General features: G+C 64.4%; 20 protein-coding genes and 5 pseudogenes. 14 read left to right on the plus strand and 11 right to left on the minus strand.

The annotated features are described in order from the left end of the window. Positions 1-402: 402 nt before the first annotated feature. Complete coding sequence (locus tag Q1A87_RS14930) at positions 403-1,770, minus strand: ankyrin repeat domain-containing protein (protein WP_299652822.1); 1,368 nt, start codon at positions 1,768-1,770, stop codon at positions 403-405. Between the two features lie 171 nt (positions 1,771-1,941). On the opposite strand from Q1A87_RS14930, the pseudogene Q1A87_RS14935 reads away from it, so the two are divergent. Then, positions 1,942-2,121, plus strand: a pseudogene (locus Q1A87_RS14935) (IS5/IS1182 family transposase); the annotation flags it as partial. 459 nt (positions 2,122-2,580) lie between these two features. Further along, positions 2,581-3,519, plus strand: coding sequence for a hypothetical protein (locus tag Q1A87_RS14940; protein ID WP_299652825.1), 939 nt, complete (start codon positions 2,581-2,583; stop codon positions 3,517-3,519). 105 nt (positions 3,520-3,624) lie between these two features. On the opposite strand, the pseudogene Q1A87_RS14945 reads toward Q1A87_RS14940, so the two are convergent. Beyond that, a pseudogene (locus tag Q1A87_RS14945) lies at positions 3,625-3,729 on the minus strand (IS110 family transposase); the annotation flags it as partial. Between the two features lie 72 nt (positions 3,730-3,801). Between Q1A87_RS14945 and Q1A87_RS14950 the strand changes: the two are divergent. From Q1A87_RS14950 to Q1A87_RS14960, 3 genes are read left to right on the plus strand one after another with little or no spacing between them, the layout of a single operon-like run. After that, positions 3,802-4,215, plus strand: a complete 414-nt coding sequence (locus Q1A87_RS14950) for a transposase (RefSeq protein ID WP_299652828.1) — start codon at positions 3,802-3,804, stop codon at positions 4,213-4,215. Continuing rightward, the gene (tnpB, locus tag Q1A87_RS14955; protein WP_299652831.1) at positions 4,212-4,562 is read left to right on the plus strand and encodes an IS66 family insertion sequence element accessory protein TnpB; all 351 of its coding nucleotides are present in this window, start codon (positions 4,212-4,214) and stop codon (positions 4,560-4,562) included. Before Q1A87_RS14950 ends, tnpB (Q1A87_RS14955) begins: the two co-directional genes overlap by 4 nt. A gap of 59 nt (positions 4,563-4,621) precedes the next feature. After that, positions 4,622-6,247: an IS66 family transposase gene (locus Q1A87_RS14960; RefSeq protein WP_299652834.1), complete on the plus strand. Its 1,626-nt coding sequence runs from the start codon at positions 4,622-4,624 to the stop codon at positions 6,245-6,247. 7 nt (positions 6,248-6,254) lie between these two features. On the opposite strand, the gene Q1A87_RS14965 is transcribed toward Q1A87_RS14960, so the two are convergent. Further along, positions 6,255-7,142 (minus strand): IS110 family transposase, encoded by an 888-nt coding sequence (locus Q1A87_RS14965; protein ID WP_299652837.1) that lies wholly within the window; start codon positions 7,140-7,142, stop codon positions 6,255-6,257. A 225-nt stretch (positions 7,143-7,367) separates the two neighbouring features. Between Q1A87_RS14965 and Q1A87_RS14970 the strand changes: the two genes are divergently transcribed. Beyond that, entirely contained in the window at positions 7,368-7,610 is a 243-nt protein-coding gene (locus Q1A87_RS14970) for a hypothetical protein (protein WP_299652840.1), read from the plus strand. Here Q1A87_RS14970 and Q1A87_RS14975 read toward each other — a convergent pair. The 4 genes and pseudogenes from Q1A87_RS14975 to Q1A87_RS14990 form a co-directional block, all read right to left on the minus strand. Continuing rightward, on the minus strand, positions 7,567-8,169 hold the full coding sequence (locus tag Q1A87_RS14975) for an IS66 family transposase (RefSeq protein WP_299652843.1): 603 nt from the start codon (positions 8,167-8,169) through the stop codon (positions 7,567-7,569). The genes Q1A87_RS14970 and Q1A87_RS14975 overlap by 44 nt on opposite strands. A 101-nt stretch (positions 8,170-8,270) precedes the next feature. Next, positions 8,271-8,402, minus strand: a pseudogene (locus Q1A87_RS14980) (transposase); the annotation flags it as partial. 98 nt (positions 8,403-8,500) lie between these two features. Beyond that, positions 8,501-9,094 (minus strand): annotated as a pseudogene (locus Q1A87_RS14985) (IS66 family transposase zinc-finger binding domain-containing protein); the annotation flags it as partial. After that, complete coding sequence (locus Q1A87_RS14990; RefSeq protein ID WP_299652846.1) at positions 9,058-9,195, minus strand: hypothetical protein; 138 nt, start codon at positions 9,193-9,195, stop codon at positions 9,058-9,060. The gene Q1A87_RS14990 and the pseudogene Q1A87_RS14985, both read right to left, overlap by 37 nt. 544 nt (positions 9,196-9,739) lie before the next feature. Here Q1A87_RS14990 and Q1A87_RS14995 point away from each other — a divergent pair. Then, positions 9,740-11,827, plus strand: a complete 2,088-nt coding sequence (locus tag Q1A87_RS14995) for a recombinase family protein (protein ID WP_299652849.1) — start codon at positions 9,740-9,742, stop codon at positions 11,825-11,827. Here Q1A87_RS14995 and tnpB (Q1A87_RS15000) read toward each other — a convergent pair. The 3 genes and pseudogenes from tnpB (Q1A87_RS15000) to Q1A87_RS15010 all read right to left on the minus strand — a co-directional run. Continuing rightward, positions 11,794-12,045: pseudogene (tnpB, locus tag Q1A87_RS15000) on the minus strand (IS66 family insertion sequence element accessory protein TnpB); the annotation flags it as partial. The gene Q1A87_RS14995 and the pseudogene tnpB (Q1A87_RS15000) overlap by 34 nt on opposite strands. Before the next feature lie 18 nt (positions 12,046-12,063). Continuing rightward, positions 12,064-13,446 (minus strand): HAMP domain-containing sensor histidine kinase, encoded by a 1,383-nt coding sequence (locus Q1A87_RS15005; protein WP_299652852.1) that lies wholly within the window; start codon positions 13,444-13,446, stop codon positions 12,064-12,066. Then, positions 13,443-14,120 (minus strand): response regulator transcription factor, encoded by a 678-nt coding sequence (locus Q1A87_RS15010; RefSeq protein WP_299652855.1) that lies wholly within the window; start codon positions 14,118-14,120, stop codon positions 13,443-13,445. Before Q1A87_RS15010 ends, Q1A87_RS15005 begins: the two co-directional genes overlap by 4 nt. A 244-nt stretch (positions 14,121-14,364) precedes the next feature. Between Q1A87_RS15010 and Q1A87_RS15015 the strand changes: the two genes are divergently transcribed. From Q1A87_RS15015 to Q1A87_RS15035, 5 genes are all read left to right on the plus strand, one after another. Further along, a complete protein-coding gene (locus Q1A87_RS15015; protein WP_299652858.1) occupies positions 14,365-14,985 on the plus strand; it encodes a phosphatase PAP2 family protein in 621 nt (206 codons plus the stop codon). 104 nt (positions 14,986-15,089) lie between these two features. Beyond that, on the plus strand, positions 15,090-16,229 hold the full coding sequence (locus tag Q1A87_RS15020) for a glycosyltransferase family 2 protein (protein WP_299652861.1): 1,140 nt from the start codon (positions 15,090-15,092) through the stop codon (positions 16,227-16,229). Next, positions 16,214-16,939 carry a phosphatase PAP2 family protein gene (locus Q1A87_RS15025; protein WP_299652864.1) on the plus strand — a complete coding sequence of 242 codons (726 nt, stop codon included), beginning with the start codon at positions 16,214-16,216 and terminating at the stop codon, positions 16,937-16,939. The genes Q1A87_RS15020 and Q1A87_RS15025 overlap by 16 nt, the downstream gene beginning before the upstream one ends. Before the next feature lie 7 nt (positions 16,940-16,946). After that, the gene (locus tag Q1A87_RS15030) at positions 16,947-18,086 is read left to right on the plus strand and encodes an amidohydrolase family protein (RefSeq protein WP_299652867.1); all 1,140 of its coding nucleotides are present in this window, start codon (positions 16,947-16,949) and stop codon (positions 18,084-18,086) included. A 38-nt stretch (positions 18,087-18,124) separates the two neighbouring features. Then, complete coding sequence (locus Q1A87_RS15035; RefSeq protein WP_299652871.1) at positions 18,125-19,645, plus strand: glycosyltransferase family 39 protein; 1,521 nt, start codon at positions 18,125-18,127, stop codon at positions 19,643-19,645. 223 nt (positions 19,646-19,868) lie between these two features. On the opposite strand, the gene Q1A87_RS15040 is transcribed toward Q1A87_RS15035, so the two are convergent. After that, the gene (locus tag Q1A87_RS15040) at positions 19,869-20,876 is read right to left on the minus strand and encodes an NAD(P)-dependent oxidoreductase (RefSeq protein WP_299652874.1); all 1,008 of its coding nucleotides are present in this window, start codon (positions 20,874-20,876) and stop codon (positions 19,869-19,871) included. A gap of 118 nt (positions 20,877-20,994) precedes the next feature. Here Q1A87_RS15040 and Q1A87_RS15045 point away from each other — a divergent pair, with 118 nt between their 5' ends. Continuing rightward, a complete protein-coding gene (locus tag Q1A87_RS15045) occupies positions 20,995-21,600 on the plus strand; it encodes a TetR/AcrR family transcriptional regulator (protein WP_299652879.1) in 606 nt (201 codons plus the stop codon). A 290-nt stretch (positions 21,601-21,890) separates the two neighbouring features. Beyond that, positions 21,891-22,097: a hypothetical protein gene (locus tag Q1A87_RS15050; protein WP_299652882.1), complete on the plus strand. Its 207-nt coding sequence runs from the start codon at positions 21,891-21,893 to the stop codon at positions 22,095-22,097. Positions 22,098-22,173 lie beyond the last annotated feature (76 nt).

Raw genomic sequence — 22,173 nt, forward strand, 5'->3', positions numbered from 1 at the left:
GTGAGGGATCGAAGGGTCACCAAGTGCGGAACGGGAATTTGTAGATATTACTGCGCCGCGCTCGGTACGACAGATGTCACGGCGAATGCTCAATTGGATATTCCCATTTGGGGGCAGCAAGCGAATTTCCCAAATGGCATGGCGAATGGCAGCTTCGTCCGCACTGCGTCTGTTCGCGCCGCTCGTGGCGAACGACCGCTCCGAGCCCAGAAAGACGGATGCTGCCGGATGAACGAATGGCCGCTTCAAAGAAAGAAGGTGCGAAGTTAAGTGTTTCCTAGGACCGTGCCGCTAACTTGGTTCCAAAGAGCAGAACGAAGTCTGTTGGAACGGTCGCTGCGTTGCATTCGACCGTTCTCTTGGGCAACATCTTTCAAATCGTAAAGGGTTGTCACCGGCCCCCTATTGCAAGACGTCGCTTCCCGCGAAAGCCGGATTCTCGGCTGCGTAATCTGCTGGGGTTACACCCTTCGAGGTCTGCGCCGCCGGATCAGCGCCGGCCCTGATGAGGACATGTGCCACGTCTGGTGTTCCGGCTCGCGCGACCCGATGCAGAAGCGTCATACCTGATCGCGAGGCATCGATAGGATCGGCGCCAGCGTCAAGCAGCTTCGAAATGAGTTCTGGCGAGGCATCGGACCGGATCGCCGCATGCAGCGCGCTGAGCCCCCGGTCCACTTCTGGCTCAAGAATTGCGTCTGCTTCGAGCAGCACAACGGCAGCGTCTTCCTGACCGGCCTCGATCGCTGCTATGAGCGGCGTCTTCGCCTTTAAGTTCGCTATGTCAGGATCGGCGCCGGACTCCAATAGCCGCGCCACACGTTCCGCGGTACCTTCTCTATCGCGACTCCCGGCTATTATGTGTAGAGCCGTTTCTCCATTTTCGTTCACAGCGTTCAGGTCCGGACCAAGAGCGAGGACGGCGTCCAAAGCTTCTGTTGCAAACGGCCCAGAATTGGCGCGCATTAGAGGCGTCTCGCCCTCGTTATCATGGCTATCGACCGGGACCACATCGCCTGCTATAGCAATGAACTCGACCGGGATCGCTGGTCTGGATCCGCGGTTACCGGCTGAGACATCGCTGACGTAGAAATGAAGAAGCGTGGAACCGCGTTCCTCGATCGGGCCAGAAAGACTGTCGCCGGTGCTTTCTAACAGGAGACGGAGCGCTTCCGGCTCAAAGATCTCCAGTGCAAGTGGATAAGCGATTGGATCGCCAGCTTTCCAAATCATCGTTCCGGCGTCCATCGGTGCCATTGGATCGAGTCCCTGATCGAGGCACGCTTCAAGCTCGCCCGCTAGGATCATACCGTGGTCGGGCCTTTCCCTGAGTTCCTTCATATCCGTGATTGGAAATGAACAACTCCACTGAGAAAAACCTTCATCCGGCGACGCCTCCGGTCCAGCGGGCACATTTGCCTTCTCAAGCCCCTGCATCTCGACCATCCCCTCCATGATCTCGATTGTCCGTTCGAGTTCAGCGGCACTGAACTCTCCGAAGGTCGCACGCGAGATTACCTGGATGCCCGTATCGGTCGTCGGATACTCGGACGCGATGCGATCGAGCGCCGCTTCGGCTTCGCGAAGCTTTTCCAGCCGCGAGGTATAGTCTCCCTCCTCCATCGGCGAGTTCCAGGCCCGCAATGCTTCCACAAGAAGCTTCCGCGCCCCCCCTTCGGCGTCCTGCGCAAAAGCGCCTCCCGTGATGATCATCAAGAAAAGGGCTGCGGTTGTCGCCCCGCCCAACATCCGCACTACAAGCCCGCCCATCTTTACATCTCCCATAAAATTGCCGGAGAAGCTTAATCGAGAGATGAGAGCGTGCAATGACTTCCGTACAGACCCTCGTGCACCACGCAGCGAACCCACGCTCTGTCCCGCTATACGGCCGCTCCAAACATAGCGCGGCGAACGACCATGTGTGTTCGCAAGGGGATCGTTCAGCGGGCAGGATACCATGTCCGAAGTCGAGTCGAGGCCAGGGTGAACTGTCTGAAACTCTTCGGCGAAAGGATCATGTCGCGAGACCCCGACCGCCAGACAGCCGAAATCCAGATCCGCATCGCACTCATGGACCGCTTCTTCGCTTTCGGCACCGTCGAGATCGAAGCTGTCGTCTGAACTCAGAGGGAAAGAGGGGAAGAGGGGAAGTACGCTTGACGCGGAAATAGCACAACAACGTCCCTCGATAGCCCCGTTCGTTGGCGATCCGGTCCATGTTCTCGGCGCTTTCATCTCGGCGGACACGACAGTCCGCAGCTTGGCCCGCGATCCTGCGCTGCAGCTGGTACATTCGCAGTGGGCTCCGTGCCGACCGGCGGCAGGATGACGGCTCCGGGCCTCTCGCCAGAGATAATGCAGCGCAATTGTGCCCACGTCCTGCAATCGAGTGGCCCCTCGCGCGTCGGGACCTGCGAATAGCGCTCTGAGAGCGGCTGTCGGGTGATCTCGCGCGACTGCGACTGCCGCTCATGGTCGAGGGTGCTTGTCGGCGAATGCTGAAAACGGCAGCATGATCCTCGGCCGGGTCCGCTTGGTCGAGATGGGTTGAACCCTTTTGTATTTTTCGGAGTTTTTCTTTTGCGTATTCTCTTTTTCCTCTTGAGCCTCTGCCCGTTCCCCGCGCTTGCACAGACTAGCTGGACGACCGTCACGCGAGGCGGCACGGATGTCGCGGCGGCGCAGGTCTGTGCCGTATCAGACGCGATGCGGTCCTTTTGTTTCGAGGTCGGATGTAATTCGAGCGGCGGAACGGTCCTGAGCCTGACCCTTGACGGCGTTTATCTGGCCGATGCCTCAATCGCGACCCACATCTCCATTGACGGGCAGTCTATCGGCCGGCTTGGGTTCCATGGAACCGAGCTTGACGAGGGCCGGACGCTTATGACGCTCCTGTCGGAGGAGAACGCTGCAGGGCTGAAGCGCGCCTTGAAGCGCAGCTCGCGTGCGGCGTTCCATCTAGATGATTCATTCGGGCGGGAGACCCTTGCATTCACCCTGCGCGGCAGTTCCGCGGCGATCTCCCGTTCGGAGGCAACCTGTCCGGAGCCGTCTCCGACGTCCAATGTGCAGACCGGCGAAACCGTCGAGGTGTCTCCGCAGGACAGCATGGCGCAAACTCAACTTCCAGTCGCGAACGCCTCACGAATAGAGCCCGTAGAGGACGATCCGGCGTTCACGGCGCAACTGTCCAGAGATCTCGGCGTTTCGTCCTCTGAAATGTCGAGCGTCGTGTTCGCGAATGACGTCGGCGCGTTGGGCTTTCTATATCACTTCATCGAAGGATCGGCCGGAAGCATGGCGCTGTCCGTGGCCTATTACGGCGTTGACGAAAGCGAATATGCGTTCCAGGGCGTTGTTTCTGATCTCTACGGGACGTCTCCAAGAAACGTGAGGATTACGCCCGAGGCGACATTCGTCACGACCACGATGTTGCGCGATGGCGATCCCAGATGCTGCCCGACCGGATCGGCGACATGGCTCATCGATCCCAGGGATCTTTCGGTACGCCAGCAGTAACTTCGGCTGTATGCCCGGCCGGAACGGACATCGGAGCGTTGCGCAGCGAAAGCTCGCTTCGTCCCGCACTGCTGACCTTATGGCAAGGCGCAGCGAATGCCCGGTCTAGGGTGGCGTGGGCAACCAGACCCGGTCTTCCTTCAGCAGCGTGTTTGCCAAGAGCAACAGCTTACGCATGGCTGCCGTGATCGCGACCTTGAAGGGTTTGCCCGCCTGTCGGAGCGTATCCCTGCGGCGGAGGCCGTCTGACGGGATTTCGAGGTCAGTGATACGTCCGACCTTATGGCCGACCGTAAATTCAGACCCGAGATAGAAGTGCTATCTGCCGCGGATGCCGCGCGGCGGCGACACTGGAGCGATGCCGACAAGCTCCGGATGGTGGAGGAGAGCTTTCTGGGGCACTGCCAAGTTGCGGCGACGGCCCGGCGGCATGGTGTGTCGCGTTCTCTGCTGACGACATGGCGGCGGCAGTATCGGCATGGTGAGCTGGTCGCCGGGACGTCGGCGGCGTTCATCCCGTTGACGCTCGCGCCCGGAGCACACGCATCCATGCCACCGCTTCGGGCGATGGCGCGTGCCAATCACCCGGATAGCCGGCTCGAGGTCGTGCTGCGCAACGATCGCCGGCTTCTCGTTCCTTTCACGATGGATCCGGAGATTCTTGCCCGGCTTCTTCGCGTGTTGGACCGGTCATGATCGCGTTTCCGGCAGGGGTGCGTGTGTGGATTGCCGGCGGGGTGACGGACATGCGGCGGGGGATGAACACGCTGACATTGCAAATCCAGCAGGGCCTTGGTCGAGACCCGCATGCCGGCGAGATCTTCTGCTTTCGCGGGCGTCGTGGCGACTTGATCAAGCTGCTTTGGCACGACGGCGTGGGCATGTCGCTTTACATCAAGCGGCTCGAGGCAGGTAAGTTCATCTGGCCGACGAGCACCTCGGGCGCGGCGGTTGCGATCTCGGCGGCGCAGCTCGGATACCTGCTGGAGGGCATCGACTGGCGTAATCCGCGCTGGACGCAAAGGCCTGTAAAAGCAGGTTAAACGCCGCCGTATCCTCAAGTTTTCATAGGTCTTCACGGCGTCCCGTAGTAGGGTGCAGCATGCTTGATGCCGCGTCCGAGATCGCCGTGTTACGTGCCGCACTCGCGGTATCGGAGGCCCGTGCAGAGACCGCCGAGATCGAACTGGCGCAGGTCCGGGCAGTCGTCGGGGCGTCCGAGGCGATGATTGCGCATCTCAGGCTCGAGATCGCCAGGCTGCGACGGGAGCAGTACGGCCAAAGCTCGGAGCGACGGGCGCGCCTGCTCGACCAGTTGGAGTTGCAGCTCGAGGAACTCGAGGCCGCCGCGACCGAGGACGAGATCGCTGCGGAGAAGACGACAAGGACAATCCCGGTCGCCGGCTTCGACCGTCGCCGCCCGGCTCGCAAACCCTTCCCGGAGCATCTGCCGCGCGAGCGCGTAGTGATCGAGGCACCCACGGCCTGCACCTGCTGCGGTTCCGACCGCATCGTGAAGATGGGCGAGGACATTACCGAAACGCTGGAGGTCATTCCGCGGCGGTGGAAGGTGATCCAGACCGTCCGGGAGAAATTCACCTGCCGCTCTTGCGAGAAGATCTCCCAGCCGCCGGCACCCTTCCATGCGACGCCGCGAGGATGGGCGGGGCCGAACCTGCTGGCGACTATCCTGTTCGAGAAGTTCGGTCAGCATCAGCCCCTGAACCGGCAGGCGGAACGCTATGCCCGGGAAGGCGTGGATCTCAGCCTCTCGACCCTGGCCGACCAGGTCGGCGCCTGTGCCGCTGCGCTTGAGCCCCTTCACAGGCTGATCCGCGAGCATGTCTTGGGGGCGGAACGGCTGCACGGGGACGACACCACGGTGCCGCTGCTCGCGAAGGGCGGAACGAAGACGGCCCGGCTCTGGACCTATGTCCGCGATGACCGGCCCTTCGCCGGCGGCGCGCCGCCCGCGGCATTGTTCTACTTCTCGCGAGACAGAGAGATGGCCCACCCCAATCGGCATCTCACAGGATGGCAGGGCATCCTCCAAGCCGATGCCTATGGCGGATACAACGATCTCTACCGCGGCAATCGCGATCCCGGTCCGGTGAGTAGCGCACTGTGCTGGAGCCACGCCCGCCGGAAGTTCTTCGAACTGGCCGACATCAGGGGAAATATCCGGAAGGGGAAGCACGCCCATGATATATCCCCCGTGGCGTTGGAGGCAGTGACGAAGATCGATGCCATCTTCGACGTGGAGCGCGGCATCAACGGTCTGGACGCCGCGGCGCGGCTCGAAGCGCGGCAGCGCCTCGTCCGGCCGCTGGTCGACGACCTCCATGACTGGATGCGCGCCGAACAGGGCACGATGTCCAGGCACAATTCCGTCGCCAAGGCGATCGCCTACATGTTCAAGGCGAACCGCTGGGAAACCTTCACCCGCTTTCTCGACGACGGCCGGATCTGCCTGACGAACAACGCGGCCGAACGCGCCCTGCGCGGCATCGCCCTCGGTCGGAAGTCATGGCTCTTCGCCGGATCCGAGCGCGGCGGCGACCGCGCCGCCTTCATGTATTCCCTGATCGTTACCGCGAAGATGAACGACATCGATCCCCAGGCATGGCTGGCCGATGTTCTCGGCCGGCTGCCCGACATAACTGCTTCGCAAGTGCCAGACCTGCTCCCGTGGAACTGGCGAACCTCAGAGCATCGCCAAGCCGCCTGATCGCGGCCTACGCCGGATGCTTACGTCGGAGCCGACCATAGAAAGCCGCGAGATCACGGTTCCAGCGGACCGCGACCACGGTCGCCATGTAGAGCATGCTGCGCGTAGCGACGCGTCCGCCGCGGATCGTTCGTCGTCCCCTCATCGTGCCGGAATCCCGGTTCATCGGTGCAACGCCCGCAAGCGAGGCGATCTGCACCGCGGTCGCAGAGCCCATCTCCGGCATCTCGGTCAGCAATGTCGTGGCGGTGACGGCACCGATCCCCGGAATGGAGGTCAGGATCTCGTATCGCCGGCGGATATGCGCGTCGGATCGGATCAGGTCGAGAAGCGTCGCCTCGAGTTCGTCGTACTGGGTCCGGCATAGGGTAAGCCTCGCCTCGATTTGACGTTGGACGATCTCCACGGTGGTCTCGGATAACTGCTGCTCGAGCATGACCCGCTGCGCCACGAGCTGGCGCCGTGCCACAGCGATCTCGCCGATCCGTGCCATGATCTCGGAGGGCGGTTCGCTGGGTCGAGGCCGCATGGTTGCCCCGAAACGCGCCAGAACTTCGGCGTCGATCGTGTCCGTCTTGGCGAGCCGTCCGATCACGTCGGCAAAGCGTCGTGAGCGGTAGGGATTGACCACAGCGACTTTGATCCCTGCCGCGTGCAGGGCAAGCCACGCCGCTCGGTGATATCGCCCGGTTGCCTCCATCACCACGATGGATGGAAAGACCTGCGCAAGCTGCTCGCCTAACGTGGCAAGGCCGCATGGGTCATTGCGAACGCTAAACTTCGTACCGGTGGGATGGATGAAGACGTCGAGTGTTGCTTTGCTGACGTCAATGCCGACGACGGAGGCATTCCTGTCCTCGTGCTCGTTCGGTGCCTTTCCTTGTATTCGGGACATCGCTGATTCCCCTCTCATCTGTGCAGGCCAAGAACCGTATCGGGGACCGGCCATTGCTCCATCGCGGCCCTGAAAGACCAGGGGGCTTACGGCCCGATCCCCGCCGGAGGGTGGCATAGGACAGCACCTCCCGGGAGACAGTCCGCGCGCGGCAAACGTCCCACAGGAAAGATACAAGGGGGCTTCCTTTCGTTTGGATTTGGACCGGACGGAAAGGACGACACCATGAAGATCACCCGCATCTCCAGGCTGACCGGCGTAAAACATACCCGCGAGATCGACCTGACGCCCGCGCAGCTCGCGGCATGGGACGGGGGCGAGCTGATCCAAGACGCGGCACCGCATCTGTCGGACGCGGACCGCGAGTTCGTGAAGGTCGACTGGGACGCTTGGTGCGTCCGCAGCAAGCGTCTGGCGTCACCGCTCAGCGGCGATGGTGCCATGGCAGCAGCTCGCTCACTTTCGTAATCTTGTGGTCGGGGATGCGGGCCAGCGTGTCGGCGAGCCAGGCTTCGGGGTCGACGTTGTCGAGCTTGGCGGTCGCGATCAGCGTTGCGGCGATGGCGGCGGCGCGTCCGCCGGCGGCCGAGCCGACGAACAGCCAGTTCTTCCGGCCCAGGGCGATCTCGCGCATGGCCCGTTCGGCTGGATTGTTGTCGACGCTTAGCTCCCCTTGGTCGAGATACGGCCGGAGCCTTGCCATGCGGGTGAGCGCGTAGCAAATTGCGAACGCGAGCGGCGTCTTGCCCGACAGCGTGGGAAGCTGCGCGGCGAGCCAGGCTTCGAGGGCATCGAAGACGTGCGCGGCCTCGCGCTGCCGGGCCCGGACCCGCGCGTCGGGCGGCGAGCCGTGGATCGCCTTCTCGACGGCATAGAGCGCGTCGATCCTCCTAATGGCCTCCTCGGCAATGGACGAGCCTTGCGCACGGTGCACGTCGACAAACTTGTGCCGGACATGGGCCAGGCAAGCGACCTCGCGGATCGCGCCGCCGCGGTACATTTCTTCGAAGCCCGCGTAGCCGTCCATTGCCCCGCAGGGCATCGCGAAGCGATGTCCCGAGAGGGGGCATGCATCCAGCCCCGGAAGCCCTCAAGATGGCGGGCCGGGTGGATGCCCTTCCGATCCGGCGAGAACCGGTAGAGCGCGGCAGGCGCAGCGTCGCTGCCCCAAGGTCGCTCGTAGCGTACGTAAGTCCACAGCCGCGCCGTCTGCGTCCTGCCGATGCCGGGCGCCAGCATCCGGACCGGCGTGTCGTCCATTGCCCGGCAGGCGATTGCAAAGCAATCTGCCGAGAGGGGGCGTGGATCGACGCGCCGTCGAGCACGTGCCGGCCGATCGCCTCCACCAGCGGCTCCAGCAGCGCGGTGGACTTGCCGACCCACTCTGCCAGCGTCGAGCGGTCGAGGTCGATGCTGTCGCGCTCGAAGATCTGAGACTGTCGGTAGAGCGGGAGATGGTCGCCGTACTTCGAAACGAGGACATGCGCGAGCAGGCCGGGCCCCGGCCGGCCGCGCTCGATGGGCCGTGACGGCAGCGGCGATTGCGTGAAGGCCTCGCAGCCCCGGCAAGCGAAGCGCGGCCGCACGATGCGGTTCACGATGAACCGTCCGGGGACGTACTCGAGTTCCTCGGTGACGTCCTCGCCGATCCGACGGAGCGCACCTCCGCATGCGACGCAGTCGTTGTGGGAGGGCGACAGCTCTACTTCCATGCGCGGCACGTGGTCGGGGATGGGACGGCGCTTGGGCTTGTCCCTCGCCGTCTCCTCGACGTCGGGCAGCCGCAGCCTGGCCGTCATCGCCGCCGCCGCCAGCTCGCTCGTCTCCAGGGCCAGCTGGAGCTGCTCGGCCGTCTCGGCGGAGGCGCCGAACCGATGTGCCCGGTGGCCGGCTAGTTGGTGGCGCCGCTTCTCCCCTATCGGGACATTGCTGCGCAATGCCCTGCCGGGCAATGGATGAGGATCGCCTGCGCCTTCACCTCGGCGATCAGGCGCGAGGCCAGGTCGCGCAGATCGTCGGGATCGTCCGGGAGCGTGGCGGCCTCGTCGAGCATGGACGGATCCTACCGGGCCCGGATCCGTCGGGGAATCCCTTGCGGCCATGATCGGAAGGATGACGGCCAGGCTGGCGGCGATCAGCCGGTCCGCGACGGTCGCCACGTTCGCTGCGGGGTGCGCCAGTCGATCCCCTCCAACGAAGGTCTACAGGAATATCCCCTCTTCTGAGGCTGACGGTCCCATTTGGGATGATGAGGTCGAAGTTCGAGACCCCCGTCATCCTCTGTTCGGCCGCCGTTTCGGCGTGCTGCGCCGAGTGCCGGTCCGATCGGGCAACATGCAGCCGTCCTTCGAGGTCGCCCATGCTGACGGCGCCACGCTCCTGATCCCCGAGACCGCCTGCGTGGCGGCGCCTGGAGATGAGTCGAATGTGAAGCTGAGCGTTGAGGGTCTGCGGGATCTGATCTCGCTGGCGGAGACGTTCGATGCCCCACGAGACGATCCCGATCGAGCCGGAGGAGGTCTGGGCGATGCTCCCGCTGGCTCTGCGCCGGCGCATCGCCGCGGAACTGGCCGCGATCCTGGCCGAGGAGACGCCTCATGAAGTCCGAACTCGTCACGCCGGCGCATCTGGCGCGTCGGGCGGTGGTCTACATCCGTCAGTCGACGCCGGCACAGGTGGTGAGCAACCAGGAAAGCCTGCGGCTGCAATACGCCCTCACCGGGCGTGCCCGTAACCTCGGGTGGCACGCGGCCGACGTCGACGTGATCGACGCCGACCTGGGTCAGAGCGGCGCCTCGCTCATAGGGCGGGACGGCTTCAAGGACCTGGCCGCTCGTGTCGGTTTGGGGGAGATCGGCATCGTACTTTCGATCGACGTCACCCGTCTCGCGCGCAACTGCTCGGACTGGTACCCGCTCTTGGACGTCTGTGCGCTGCGCGGCTGCCTGATCGCCGACCGCGATGGAGTGTACGATCCCGGCTCGGCGAACGGGCGGCTGCTCCTGGGTCTGAAGGGCTCGATCTCCGAGTTGGAGTTGCACACCATCCGCTCGCGTCTGACGGCGGGGCTACTGGCCAAGGCGCAGCGCGGCGATCTGGCGCTGACCTTGCCGGTGGGTCTGGTGCGGCTGCCGGGCGACGTCGTCGTTCTCGACCCTGATGAGGGAGTTCGGGGCCGGCTCGGGCTGGTGTTCTCGCGCTTCGCACGCCTCAGGAGCGCGGCCGCAATCATGCGCGATCTCGCGGCCCGGGGGCTCGATCTGCCCCGCCGGGATCGACATGGCGATCTGCGCTGGACCCGGCCGACCATCTCGGCCGTGACGGGGATCCTGAAGAACCCCGCCTATGCCGGCGCCTTCGTGTACGGACGCAAGAGGATGAAGTCACGGGACGAGCTGGCCTGCCCGGATGGCAAGCCGCAGAAGACGCCGCGTACGATGGAGGACTGGCGGATCGTCGTGAAGGACCGCTATCCCGCCTACATCCCGTGGCGGACCTATCAGGCAAATCAGGATATCCTCGTTGACAACAGGGCGGAGTACATGGCCAGGAAGACCAGAGGCACGCCGCGCGAGGGGGAGCTGCTGTTGCAAGGCATCGCCTACTGCGCGCGCTGCGGCCACAAGATGTTTGTCCGCTACAAAGGCGGCGGCCAGTACGTCTGCAATCATCTGCGGACGCAGCAGGGTCTGCCGGAATGCCAGACTGTACGTGCCGCCGCCATCGACGCCGCTGTCGGACGGGCTTTCCTGGCGGCCGTCGCACCGGCTGAAATCGATGCCTTGTCGCGCGCCCACAACCTGCGCAAGGACGTGAGCACTACCGCCAGAACCGCCATCCTCCAGCAGATCGAACGAAAGCGCTACCAGGCCGCACTGGCGCAGCGCCAGTATGACAAGGTCGATCCCGACAATCGGCTCGTCGCCGCCGAGCTGGAGCGCCGGTGGGAGGCCGCGCTGATCGAGTTGCGCGAGGCCGAGGCGGAAGCATCCAATACGCTGCCCGCTTCTGATGCCGTTCTCGATCGGGCACTGCGCGACAAGGTCGTCTCGCTGGCCGGGCGCCTGCCGGCGCTTTGGGACGATCCGGCCACGGGGGACGCACGCCGCAAGGCGCTCCTGCGATGCCTCGTCGAGAAGGCCGTCCTCGAACGAGGAACGCATGACGTGGTCAATGTGCGTCTCGTCTGGGTCGGCGGGGCGGTAAGCGAGCTTGCCGTACCTCGCCGGGTGAACGGAATCGACGACCTTGCCCATGGCACGCAGATGCGCAGCCGTATCTTCGAGTTGGCCGGTCAGGGCCTCACCGACAACGTGATTGCCGCCCAGCTCACCCGGGAGGGGCACCGCTCGCCCTCATGTCCCGAGCGCGTTCTGCCCACCACCGTTCAGGGCGTCCGCCTCGGGGCCGGCATCAAGATCACCCGACAGCGAACCCGATGGCCTCTCGAGCCGGGTCGTCTGGGTGTCACCGCCCTGGCCGAACGTCTGGGCATTCCGCCCAAATGGCTCTACGTCCAGATCCGCCAGGGGCGTATCACCATCGACCGCCGGGCCAACGGCGCCTACTTGTTCGACGACACCCCGCACACCATCGAGGCCCTGCGCAATCTCTGCAGCCGCGCCGTCGAATGCATCGACCTACGGGCACATCAGCATGATACGGAGGGGCATCGACATGGATGATCGAGGAGCATGGCCATCTGCGCAGGGGTCAGCGCCACGCGGCCCTCCTTCGCCGAGGGCCATACGAACCTCCCGCGTTCCAGCCGCTTCGAGAACAGGCACGAGCCTTGGCCGTCGTACCAGATGATCTTGATCAGGTCGCCACGTCGGCCCCGGAACACAAAGAGATGCCCGGCAAAGGGATCGAGCTTCAGCGTCGCCTCGGCCTGCGCGGCCAAGCCGAGGGAGCGCGCATCCTAATCCACCATCGCCCTGCAAAAAGACATCGTGAAGCGGCATCCCTCCCGGGACCGGTGCAGCCGGAACGTCCCGCTCATGCGGCGCATCGCGGTCTCGCAAATCGAGAGGCCGAGGCCGCTGCCGCTCCGCGCATCCCGAGTGCCGCGCGCGAAGCGCTCGAAGCCGCGCTCGCGGATGTAGTCGGGCGGTCCGGGGCCTGTGTCTTCGAAGGAGACGCTACCATTCTCGCCGATCCGGACCGTCACGCACGTTCCAGCGGGCGTGTGCCTACGGACGTTGTCGAGCAAGTTGCGCAGCACGAGCGCGATCAAGGTCGGATCGCCAATGACGAAAACCGGCGTCTCCAGCCCCTCCGCTTCGATGGGCCAGCCTTCCGACACGAGACGCGGCGCGGCTTCCTGCATGACCCGGGAAACGGCTTCCGATAGGTCGAGTGTCCCGAGTTGCAGCGGGGCGCCGCCGTCGAGGCGGGCGATATGAAGGAGCTGCTCCAGGAGACGTGCCATCGCGTCGACATCCCGGAGGGCCGCTGTCCGGTCCGTCTCCGAAGACGGTCCCTCCAGCCGGAGGCGGAGATCGGCCAGAGGCGTTCGCAGCTCATGGGCGGCGTGGATGGAAAAGTCGCGTTGGGCACCGGCTCCCGCCTCGATACTATCGAGGGCCTTGTTGACCGCACGGATGAGGGGCTGAACCTCTTCGGGTGCCGCCTCGCCGCCGAGGCGCTCATGGCCGAGGTTCTCGAAGGTGATCCGCTCTGCCTGTGCCGCGACACGGCGGAGGCCGCGAAGGCTCATGCGGACGATCGCCACGACGGTGACGACCGACACCGCCAGCATCGCCAAAGCGGCCCAACCCAATTCACCTAGGAGTTGGGCCAAAAAAGTGTTTGCGAGGGCATCCACATCCGACCGCGCGCGCGCCACACGCAGCCAGACGTCGGCCTCCGGGACGTATAGTTCACCAACGAAGAGGAGGCCGGACCCTTCCAGCGCCGGACCGCTCGACAGCACGGGCGTGGAGGTCCGGGCGCCGGGCCGGCCAGCCGGGGCATTCACCTCGGACCGATCCAAGACACGCCCATCCGCGTCGACGACCGTGTACCCGTAGATCGGTCGCGTGCCGGTCAGTAGGCCGGTATAGGGCGCGTCCAGATCCTGCGGCACCTCCGCGGGTCTTTCGAAGACTACAGCGCCATCGGCGCCACGGTTCACCAGATCGGCCCAGTCCTCAACTTGGGAGACCAGCCCGCGCTCCTCGATGGCGATCTGTTCGCCCGTGAACTCCAGCACGAGGAAGGTCCCGGCCGCCGCCAGGAGCAGGGCCGACATCGCACTGACGATGACGGCGAGCCGGACGTCGAGACGATACGGCCGACTCACCTCAGGGTCTCGACCAGCAGGTAACCGAGGCCACGCATAGCCTTCAACTCCACGGTCGCGCCCGCCTCGGAGAGCTTCTTGCGCAGCCGGTGGATCACCGACTCGACGGCGTTCTCCGACCAGTCGTCGTCAAACGAGTAGAGCTGCTCGCCCATGCGTTGCTTCGGCGTGATCCGGTCCCCGGCGCGCAACAGGTGATGGAGCGCGGCATGCTCCATTGCCGTTAGCCGGACCGACCGATCGCCCACGGCGAGGGTCGTGGTCGCGGGCCTGTAGGTCAGGTTGCCGATCCGAATTACAGGCGCAGCCACGTCGCCGGTTCGCCTGCTCAGGGCGCGCAGGCGCGCGAGTAGTTCGTCCGTGGCAAAAGGTTTCACCAAGTAGTCGTCGGCGCCCGCGTCCAGGCCCGCCACGCGGTCGCCGATCTCGTCACGCGCGGTGAGGATCAGCGTCGGCGTCATCTGTCCTGCGGCTCGGACCGTCCTTACCAATGCACGACCGTCACCGTCCTTGAGCATTACGTCGATGATGGCCAGGTCATAGGGGGCCACGGTCCAAGCGGCTTCGGCATCGGCGACGGTAGGAAACACGTCCACGGCGTGCCCCGCCTCGGCGAGGCGGCGCGCGAGTGCGTCGGCGAGCTGCCGGTCGTCTTCCGCGAGAAGGATGCGCATCGGCCATCCTTCCCGCAGCCGCGTCAGCCGGTCAACGCGGACCTTGCAACAAAGCACGCCTGCCACCGTCGACGCCTCGCTGCTCCGACGGGTCGATCGGTCCCGCCCTGCAAGTTTCGTGCCAGTCACGGGGCCTAGCCGCCCGGGCATGACATCGCTTCCTCCCCCATCGGGCCGCCTTGCTCGACTCAGTCCCGCCTTCGCCACTTCGAATGCGTCGTTCCTCCTCGTGACCTTGGTTGTGATGGCCGTCAGCGCGGTCTTTTACGCCTACCCCGGCATCGACCTGACCGTCAGCGCATGGTTCTACGAGGGCGACGAAGGTTTCGCACTGCAAGCCAGTGCGCCGCTCGTCGTGCTGCGGGCCAGCGCCGAATGGCTCATGCGTGCGGTCGCGCTGCTCGCCTTGGTCGAGATCGCCCGCCGGGCGTGGGCCCGACGGCCTTGGCGTGGGCCGCTCTGGCTCCTCGCCTGCCTCCTGGTCGGCCCGGGCCTGATGGTGAACGGCATCCTGAAGGCGTATTGGGGGCGGCCACGCCCGCGCCAGACGGACCTTTTCGGCGGCGAGGCGCCTTACCAGAAGGTCTGGGTCGTCAGCGACTGGTGCGAGCGAAACTGCTCCTTCGTGAGCGGTGAGGCCTCCTCGGCCTTCTGGCTGGTGGCGGTGGCGCTGCTGACGCCTGGCCCCTACCGCACACCGGTCACGGCGTTCGCCACAATCTACGCCGCCGCCGTATCACTCAACCGCGTCGCCTTCGGCGGGCACTACCTGTCCGACGTGGTCCTGGCATGGCTGCTCTGCGCGCTCGTCTTCCTCACCCTCGCGCGCCTTATCCTGATGCCGAGCGCGGACAAGGCGGAATGAGCACCCCCCAGAGGCTCGGGCGCCTTGTTCCTACGCGCCCCGGACCAAGGCGGGACGGGCGCGCGAGTCATGGGCCGTCACGGGACGATCCCTCGGGCAAGCCGATGTTACCCTCGCCCCATCCGCAGCATCACGCCCAAAGGCCGTTCGAGACGCCGCATCGTTCGCCCGACCTCTCGGTGATCGTGCCGACCTTCAGCGAGACGCCCAGCGTGGGTCCGTTGATCGACGCGCTCAAAACGGCGCTAGAGGGCACACATTGGGAAGTCATCTTCGTCGACGACGACAGCCCCGATGGGACCGCGGAGACGGTGAGATCGGTCGCGGGATCGGACAGACGCGTCCGCTGCATCCGCCGTATCGGACGACGCGGCCTCGCGGGTGCGTCGATCGAGGGGATGCTATCATCGTCGGCGCCGGTTGTCGCCGTCATGGACGGCGACATGCAGCACGACGAGTCGCTTCTGCCGGAGATGCTTCGCCGTATCCAAGCGGGCGCCGATCTCGTAATCGCCAGCCGGTTCTGCGAATCCGGCAGCGCGAATGACGGCCTGTCCCAGGCGCGTCTGGGCGGGAGCCGGATTGCAACCTGGCTCGCCCGCAGGCTGTTACATATCGACGTCACCGACCCCATGAGCGGCTTTTTCGCCATGCGCAGGCCGGTCTTCGAGGCGCTCGCCCCGCGCCTGTCCGCCCAAGGGTTCAAGATTCTCCTGGATATCATCGCGTCGGTGCCCGAGCCGCTGCGGACGAGCGAAGTTCCATTGTCCTTCCGCGCGCGCAGGCACGGGGAGTCCAAGCTCGACAACCTCGTGGCGGCGGAGTTCCTTGGCCTCCTCGCGGCAAAGGCGACGGGCGACGTCGTGTCGATCCGCTTCGTCCTCTTCGCGTTGGTCGGAGGCTTCGGCGTCCTCGTCCACCTTGCCGCCCTCAAGGCATCCCTCGCGCTCGGCCTTGCCTTCGCGCCGGCGCAGACGGTCGCGGCTTATGTCGCGATGACCGGTAACTACTTCCTCAACAACGCCCTCACCTACCGCGACCGGCGGCTCGGAGGCTGGCGGCTGCTGTGGGGTCTAGTCACGTTCTGCGTCCTCTGCAGCCTCGGCGTGATCGCAAATGTCGGCGTCGGACAGCTCGTCCACGAGCAATCCCATGTCTGGTGGCTTGCGGGGCTGGCAGGCGCGGCGATGGGAGCCATCTTCAACTACGTCACGACGTCGAGGCTCACGTGGCGCGCGCGGTGATCCCCTGCTTGGCCGCGGCGACGATCCTCGGGCTCTGTCTCGTCTGGGTCCCGCAGGCGGATATCGCCATCAGCGCGGTCTTCGGCGACGAGAACGGCTTCGCCCTGGGACAATCGCCGATCCTCAAGGCCGTCAGGACGATGATGATCCTCCTGACGGACGGGGCGATGGCGGTGGCCCTGATCGTGCTGATCATCCAAGGATCGTTCAGAGGCATGTGCCTGCTCGACCAGCGTATCCTGGCCTTCGCGGTCACCTCGTACGTCGTCGGCCCGGGATTGATCGTCAACGGTCTCCTGAAAGGCTTCTACGGCCGGGCCCGTCCAAGCCAGCTGGAGATCTTCGGCGGTGACAGGTCTTTCTCGCCCGCATTCGCGGTGTCCGATCAGTGCGAAAAATACTGCAGCTTCGTGTCGGGTGAAGCCAGTGCCTTGGCGACGGTGGCGGCGGTTCTGCTCCTGCTCTTCGCGAAGCGGCTGCCGGACACGAAACGGGTCGTCGCGATCTCGGCCATCGTAACCGTCGTCCTCCTTGGATCGGGGCTTCGCGTGGCGTTCGGCGCGCATTTTCTCAGCGATGTGCTGTTTGCTTGGATCCTCTCGGTCGCAGTCGTCGCGTGGCTCTACGCCGCGTTCGAGATCGAGCCCGCCGACCCGAGCGCGCGCGCCCAACACATCGCCGCCCTGCAAACGACAGAGAACCGGAGTTGAACCTAAGATGAAGACGTCGAGACATAGGAACGGCCCGATCCTCGAGCGGCGCGCCTTCCTGCGGAGCACCGTGACCGCCAGTGTCGGCTTCGGCCTGGCCGCGCCCGCGATCGTGACCCGCGCCGCAGCGGCGGAGCCATCGATCATCGCGCAGCGCGACCGCAACCTGCCCTTCATCGCCATTGAGGAGACCTACACGACCGACGAGTTGATCGCGCTGAACGCAATCAACGACGAGCATGTCGAGTATCTGGTCGAGACCGGGCTGCTCGAAATCGGCGCGGAGCGCCTCGGGAAAATGGACGCGGCCGGAATCGACATGCAAATCCTTTCGGCACATACGCCGGGCGTGCAGAACGTCGGCGGGCAGGAAGGGATCGAATTCGCCTACCGGCTGAACAGGATGATCGCCAAGGGGCCGATGGCCAGCCATCCGAGGCGCTATCGCGCCTATGCGACCCTGCCCCTCCAGGAACCCGAGGCATCGACTGACGAACTGGAGCGCGCCGTCCGCGAGGACGGTTTCGTGGGCGCCATGACGAACGGGTTCGTCGGAAACCGATTCCTCGACCACCCGGACTTCGAGCCTCTCTTGGCGCGCGCCGAGGCCCTCGGCGTGCCGATCTACCTCCATCCGGGCTTTCCGCCGAAGGCGGTTTACGACATCTACTACGACCTGTCGCGGCCGGATCACGACCGACTGTTCCAGAGCTACATCTTCAGCGGCTCGGGCTACGGCTGGCACCAAGAGGTCGTCACCCAGTGCCTCCGCCTGATCATCACGGGGGCGTTCGACCGCCACTCCGACTTGCAGATGATCGTCGGTCATATGGGCGAGGGCCTTCCATTTTATTACGAACGGATCGTCGGAGACATGGCCAAGTCGACCGAGGACTCCCTCGACAAGCCCCTCGGTCAGTACTTCGCCGACAACTTCTGGTACACGACCAGCGCCTTCTTCCAGGACGAGCTGCTCCATCTCCTTCTGCGCTACGTCAGCGTGGACCGCGTGATGTTCGGGACCGACTATCCCTTCGCGGACATGACGCAGGGAACCGACTGGTTCCGCGCGGTCGACCTGCCCCGCGACGCCAAGGAGAAGATCGCGTTCCGCAACGCGCAGCGGCTATTCGGCATCGAGCTTTGACGCCTCGGAAAGGCGCGGCGCCGGTAGGCGGAGGACCGATGCGGCGCCCTTTGCTCGCCCTGTCGCTCTTCTTCCTCGCGTCCCATCTCGCCATTGCCGCTTTGGTGCCGCTCTTCGACGACGAAGCCTACTACGCGCTCTGGGCGCGCGACCTCTCCCTCGGCTACTACGACCACCCGCCCATGATCGCTTACATGATCCGGGCGGGGACCGACCTACTCGGCGAGACCTCGCTCGGTATCCGCCTGCTTCCGGTCGTTTGCTTCGCCATCTCGGGATACCTTGTCGGGGACATGGCAAGACGCATGTCGGATGGCGGCGCGGGCGTGGCGGTGCTCGCGACGACGCTCTACAACCTTGCACTCCTCGTCTTTGCCCTAAGCAGCTTCGCCACCCCCGACGCTCCGTCGACCCTGTTCTGGATCGCCACGCTCTGGACTGCGCTCCGCGCGATGGAGCTGGCTCCGAAAACGCCGTCCATCACCTTCTGGTGGGCGTGCACGGGTCTGTTTCTTGGTCTTGGCGGGCTGTCGAAGTTCACCAACGCCTTTCTCGCCGTCGGACTGCTGTCTTATCTCCTAGCCGTACCCAAACGCCGCGCCTACCTTTCGACGCGTCTGCCTTACGTGGCCATGGGGGCAGCGCTCTTACCGCTTCTCCCCTATCTGGTCTGGAACCTTCAGAACGATTGGCTCGGCCTGGAGCGCCAGGGCGCACGTCTTGGCGCGTCCAACTACTCCCTCCGCCATCTCGGGGAGTATACGGCGCTCCTCCTCTTGGCGCCGACGCCCTTGGCCACCTGGTTCGCCTTTCGCGCGCTGAAGGCTCCGCCGAGGGACGGCGCGCTCCTGGCGTGGAGCGCCGCGCCGCTCCTGGCCTACTTCGCCTATCACGCGACCCATGCGCAGGTGCAGGCGAACTGGATCGTGCCGCTCCAGGCGCATGTCGCGATCCTCGCGGCTTTCGGCCTCGTTCGATCCCACTCGCCGAGAGCTTGGGCGAGTGCCACGCTCGGACTCGCAACCGCGATGAGCGTCGGTCTGATCGCGGCGGCCTTCAATCCAGTGGTCCCGATCGGGCGCAGTGACAATCCCCCGAATCAAACCCGCGGATGGCCCGCGATCCGAGCCGAGATCGGCGCATTGCTAGAGGAGACGAGCGCGACATGGATCGCCACGACCGACTACGCGATGACTGGATCGCTCGCGCTTCGCTTCCCGCAGATGCCCGTCTGGTCCGTCACCGACCTACGGCGCTACGGCTTCCGTGGCGCATTCCCCGCCGAACTCTGCGCCGCGACCGGCCTGCTGATCACGCGTGCGAAACGGCCTGGCACGATATCCAAGATCGCTCCGGAGCTCTTCGAAAAGGTCGAGGCCACGTCTCCTGTTATCCGCGAGCAGAACGGGGTCACGCTCATGCACTATGCGGCGACATCCGTATCCCGGCCCAGGTCGCCCGCGTTGTGTTCAAATCGTCACCGGGTCGGCAGCGCCTCGACGGACAGCAAGAAACAGGCCCTGACCGAACCGAGAGAACTCCCATCGCTTTCAGAGTAGGTGTCCTTTTCGGATCATGATCCTCGCGAGACGGCCATCACTGCAGCCCATCAGAACAACATCCGGTCTGATAAGATCTTCCGTTGGCGCGAGCTGTGGCACACGGCGTGCCGGTGATGAGGATGGTCGGCGAGGGGTTCGTCGCAGCGACCGTGTCCGATCGTCCAATGGCTTTAGCGGGTTCCTCCCGCAGGAACGGGCTATTCCATAGGATTTCGCCCCCTCATCGAATCTCACCTTCGATCACCGCCCCGCCGTCCTGCTCGAGGCGAGAGATATACGTATCGTAGCTGAGGAGCTGATACGGAAAGTAGAGTCCGGGCGCGGTTGGTACCTCACCGTCGAGGCCGAGCAGCCGTTCGAGGATCATCGCGATGCCGATCCCGGTCAATGGCGCGGCACCGTCAGGGTGCATCACGACATGGCGGGTCCGAAGCGGCTCGTCCTTCTGGTCCCGACCGGCGAATTCGAGAACGATCTCGGTCGACTTCGGCTCGCCCCGGCGACGGGAGGAACTGACACCCGTAGCGATGTTGAATTCGACGTTCCGAGCACCAGTTGCCGCAGCCAGTCCCATGACATCGATAGACGAGAAGCCTTCCGCGTCCATGACGGTACCGTCGATGGCGCGGAACGAGGTCTTGGCTGCGTCGCCCTCGCGCCAGAGATAGTCGCCGCCACGCCGCGTGAACGCAGCGGGCATCATTCTCTTCAGATGCGCAAAGTCTTTTGCCACCGTCGGACCACCGGTGTCCTGCTCGTCCACCAACGCACCGATCAGGATCTCGTCCACTTGGGAATACGTCCTGGCGATCTCGAGGGCCGGCACGGTGGTTGCGCCCACGAGCCATTCGTAGCCCAGCACGATCGGCGCCGCGTCGGGAGCATTGATGTAGGTCGCGATCTCCGGCGCGATCTCGAATATTCCGGTCGAGATGCTGATATGCGGGATGCCGCGTGACTGGGCAAAGCGCAGGCCGGCAAGCGCGTGATCCATGTATAACACGGCGACAGCTCGGATCGGGCGATCGCCAAGACCGAGGTCCGCGGCGGTCGGATCGAGCGCGACCCCTTCAGCATGGCCGATCTCGGCGGCTGCGTTTTCTGCTTTCGTGAGATCGCGACCGCCGATGAGTAAGGGAATTTCAGGATGAGTGCCGCGCAGTTTGCGCGTGGTCTGATGGCCGATCGCTCCGGACCCGCCCATGAGGAGTATGGGTGCTGGTGACATCAAAGATGTTCCTTGTGCTGGGTTGAGACCATGTCAGGCAGGGATTATAACCTACCAACGGTAAGAAAATGTAATCTACTGATGGTAGGTTTCAACCCGGACCAGGAGAATATCAAGTTTGGCCGAAACGAACCGGAGCGAGAGGGCAAAGCGGTTGCCGAAGGAGGAGCGGCGAAGCCAGCTGCTCGATGTCGCGTTGGCAATCGTGCGCGACGAAGGCGCCGACAGGCTTACACTCGGGTACCTGGCTCGATGTGCCGGCGTCTCGAAACCCGTGCCCTACGACCACTTTGGTGACCGCTCGGGGCTCCTGATCGAGTTGTACCGCTGGATCGATACCGAACGCGTCAACGCGTTCCGGGACGCTCTGATCAGCCGTGATCCCGGAGCCGACGAGGCGGTGCGGAATTTGGCCGAGACCTATATCGACTGCGCGGCGGACACGACCGACGCATTCCATGCGGTCGGGGCAGCCCTTGCGGGTAGCGAAGAGAAGGCGGCTGTGTTCGAGGAGCTGCTTGATAAGTCGGTCGAGATGTTCACCGTAGTGCTGACGCCGCACAGCGACCTGCCTGATCCTGAACTGTATCGAATGTGTGTCGGACTCGTCGGCGCTGGTGAGGCCTTGTCAGCCAGAGTGATCAGGGGTGCGATCAGCAAAGCTGAGGCTGTCGCGACCTTCGCTGCGTTGATTGCCTCCGTCCGAACTTTACCCAAGCAGTGACCCTTACTGACCAGATATCTTCGCGAACGGTAAGCTTCCGGGTCAAATCACGTCTTTGGCGGACTTAGGCATCCAGTATTTTGAATGAAGCGGTCATTCTCCGATTTATTGCGAGACCGGTGTCAACGGCAGAGTAAAAACCGGCCACGTGGCGGCGCAAAACCAGGCCAATATTGGGGTGCCGAGCGCCATGGCGCGCGCGCTCCCCAAATAGCTGGCGCGTGCCATGGCGCTTTGGCCCGGAGATCGCCGCAAGCGTCGCGTCCCGCCAGTCATCGATGGATCAAGGCTTGCAGGACGAATGGAAGGCGGCACTGCGGACGCTCACCGGCACAGCCGCCGCGACCTTCCGGACGCTCCAGCAGACCTCGATCAACGAGATCTACGCTACGGCAGATCAGAGCATCATCGAAAGATCGGAAGGGATGCGTGGCCGGTTCGGCACCCTTACCGAAGATGCGATCGTCTCGAAGAACCTCGAGACATGGTTCAGCTGAAGCGAAAAGGTGCCCGGAAGATCCGAACGGTTGCGATGAAGCTCTGCGTGAGATCGGGACGATGCCGTATGCGTTT

Origin of the sequence: uncultured Jannaschia sp. (assembly GCF_947494055.1) — a bacterium.
In the GTDB taxonomy this organism is placed as follows: Bacteria; Pseudomonadota; Alphaproteobacteria; order Rhodobacterales; family Rhodobacteraceae; genus Jannaschia.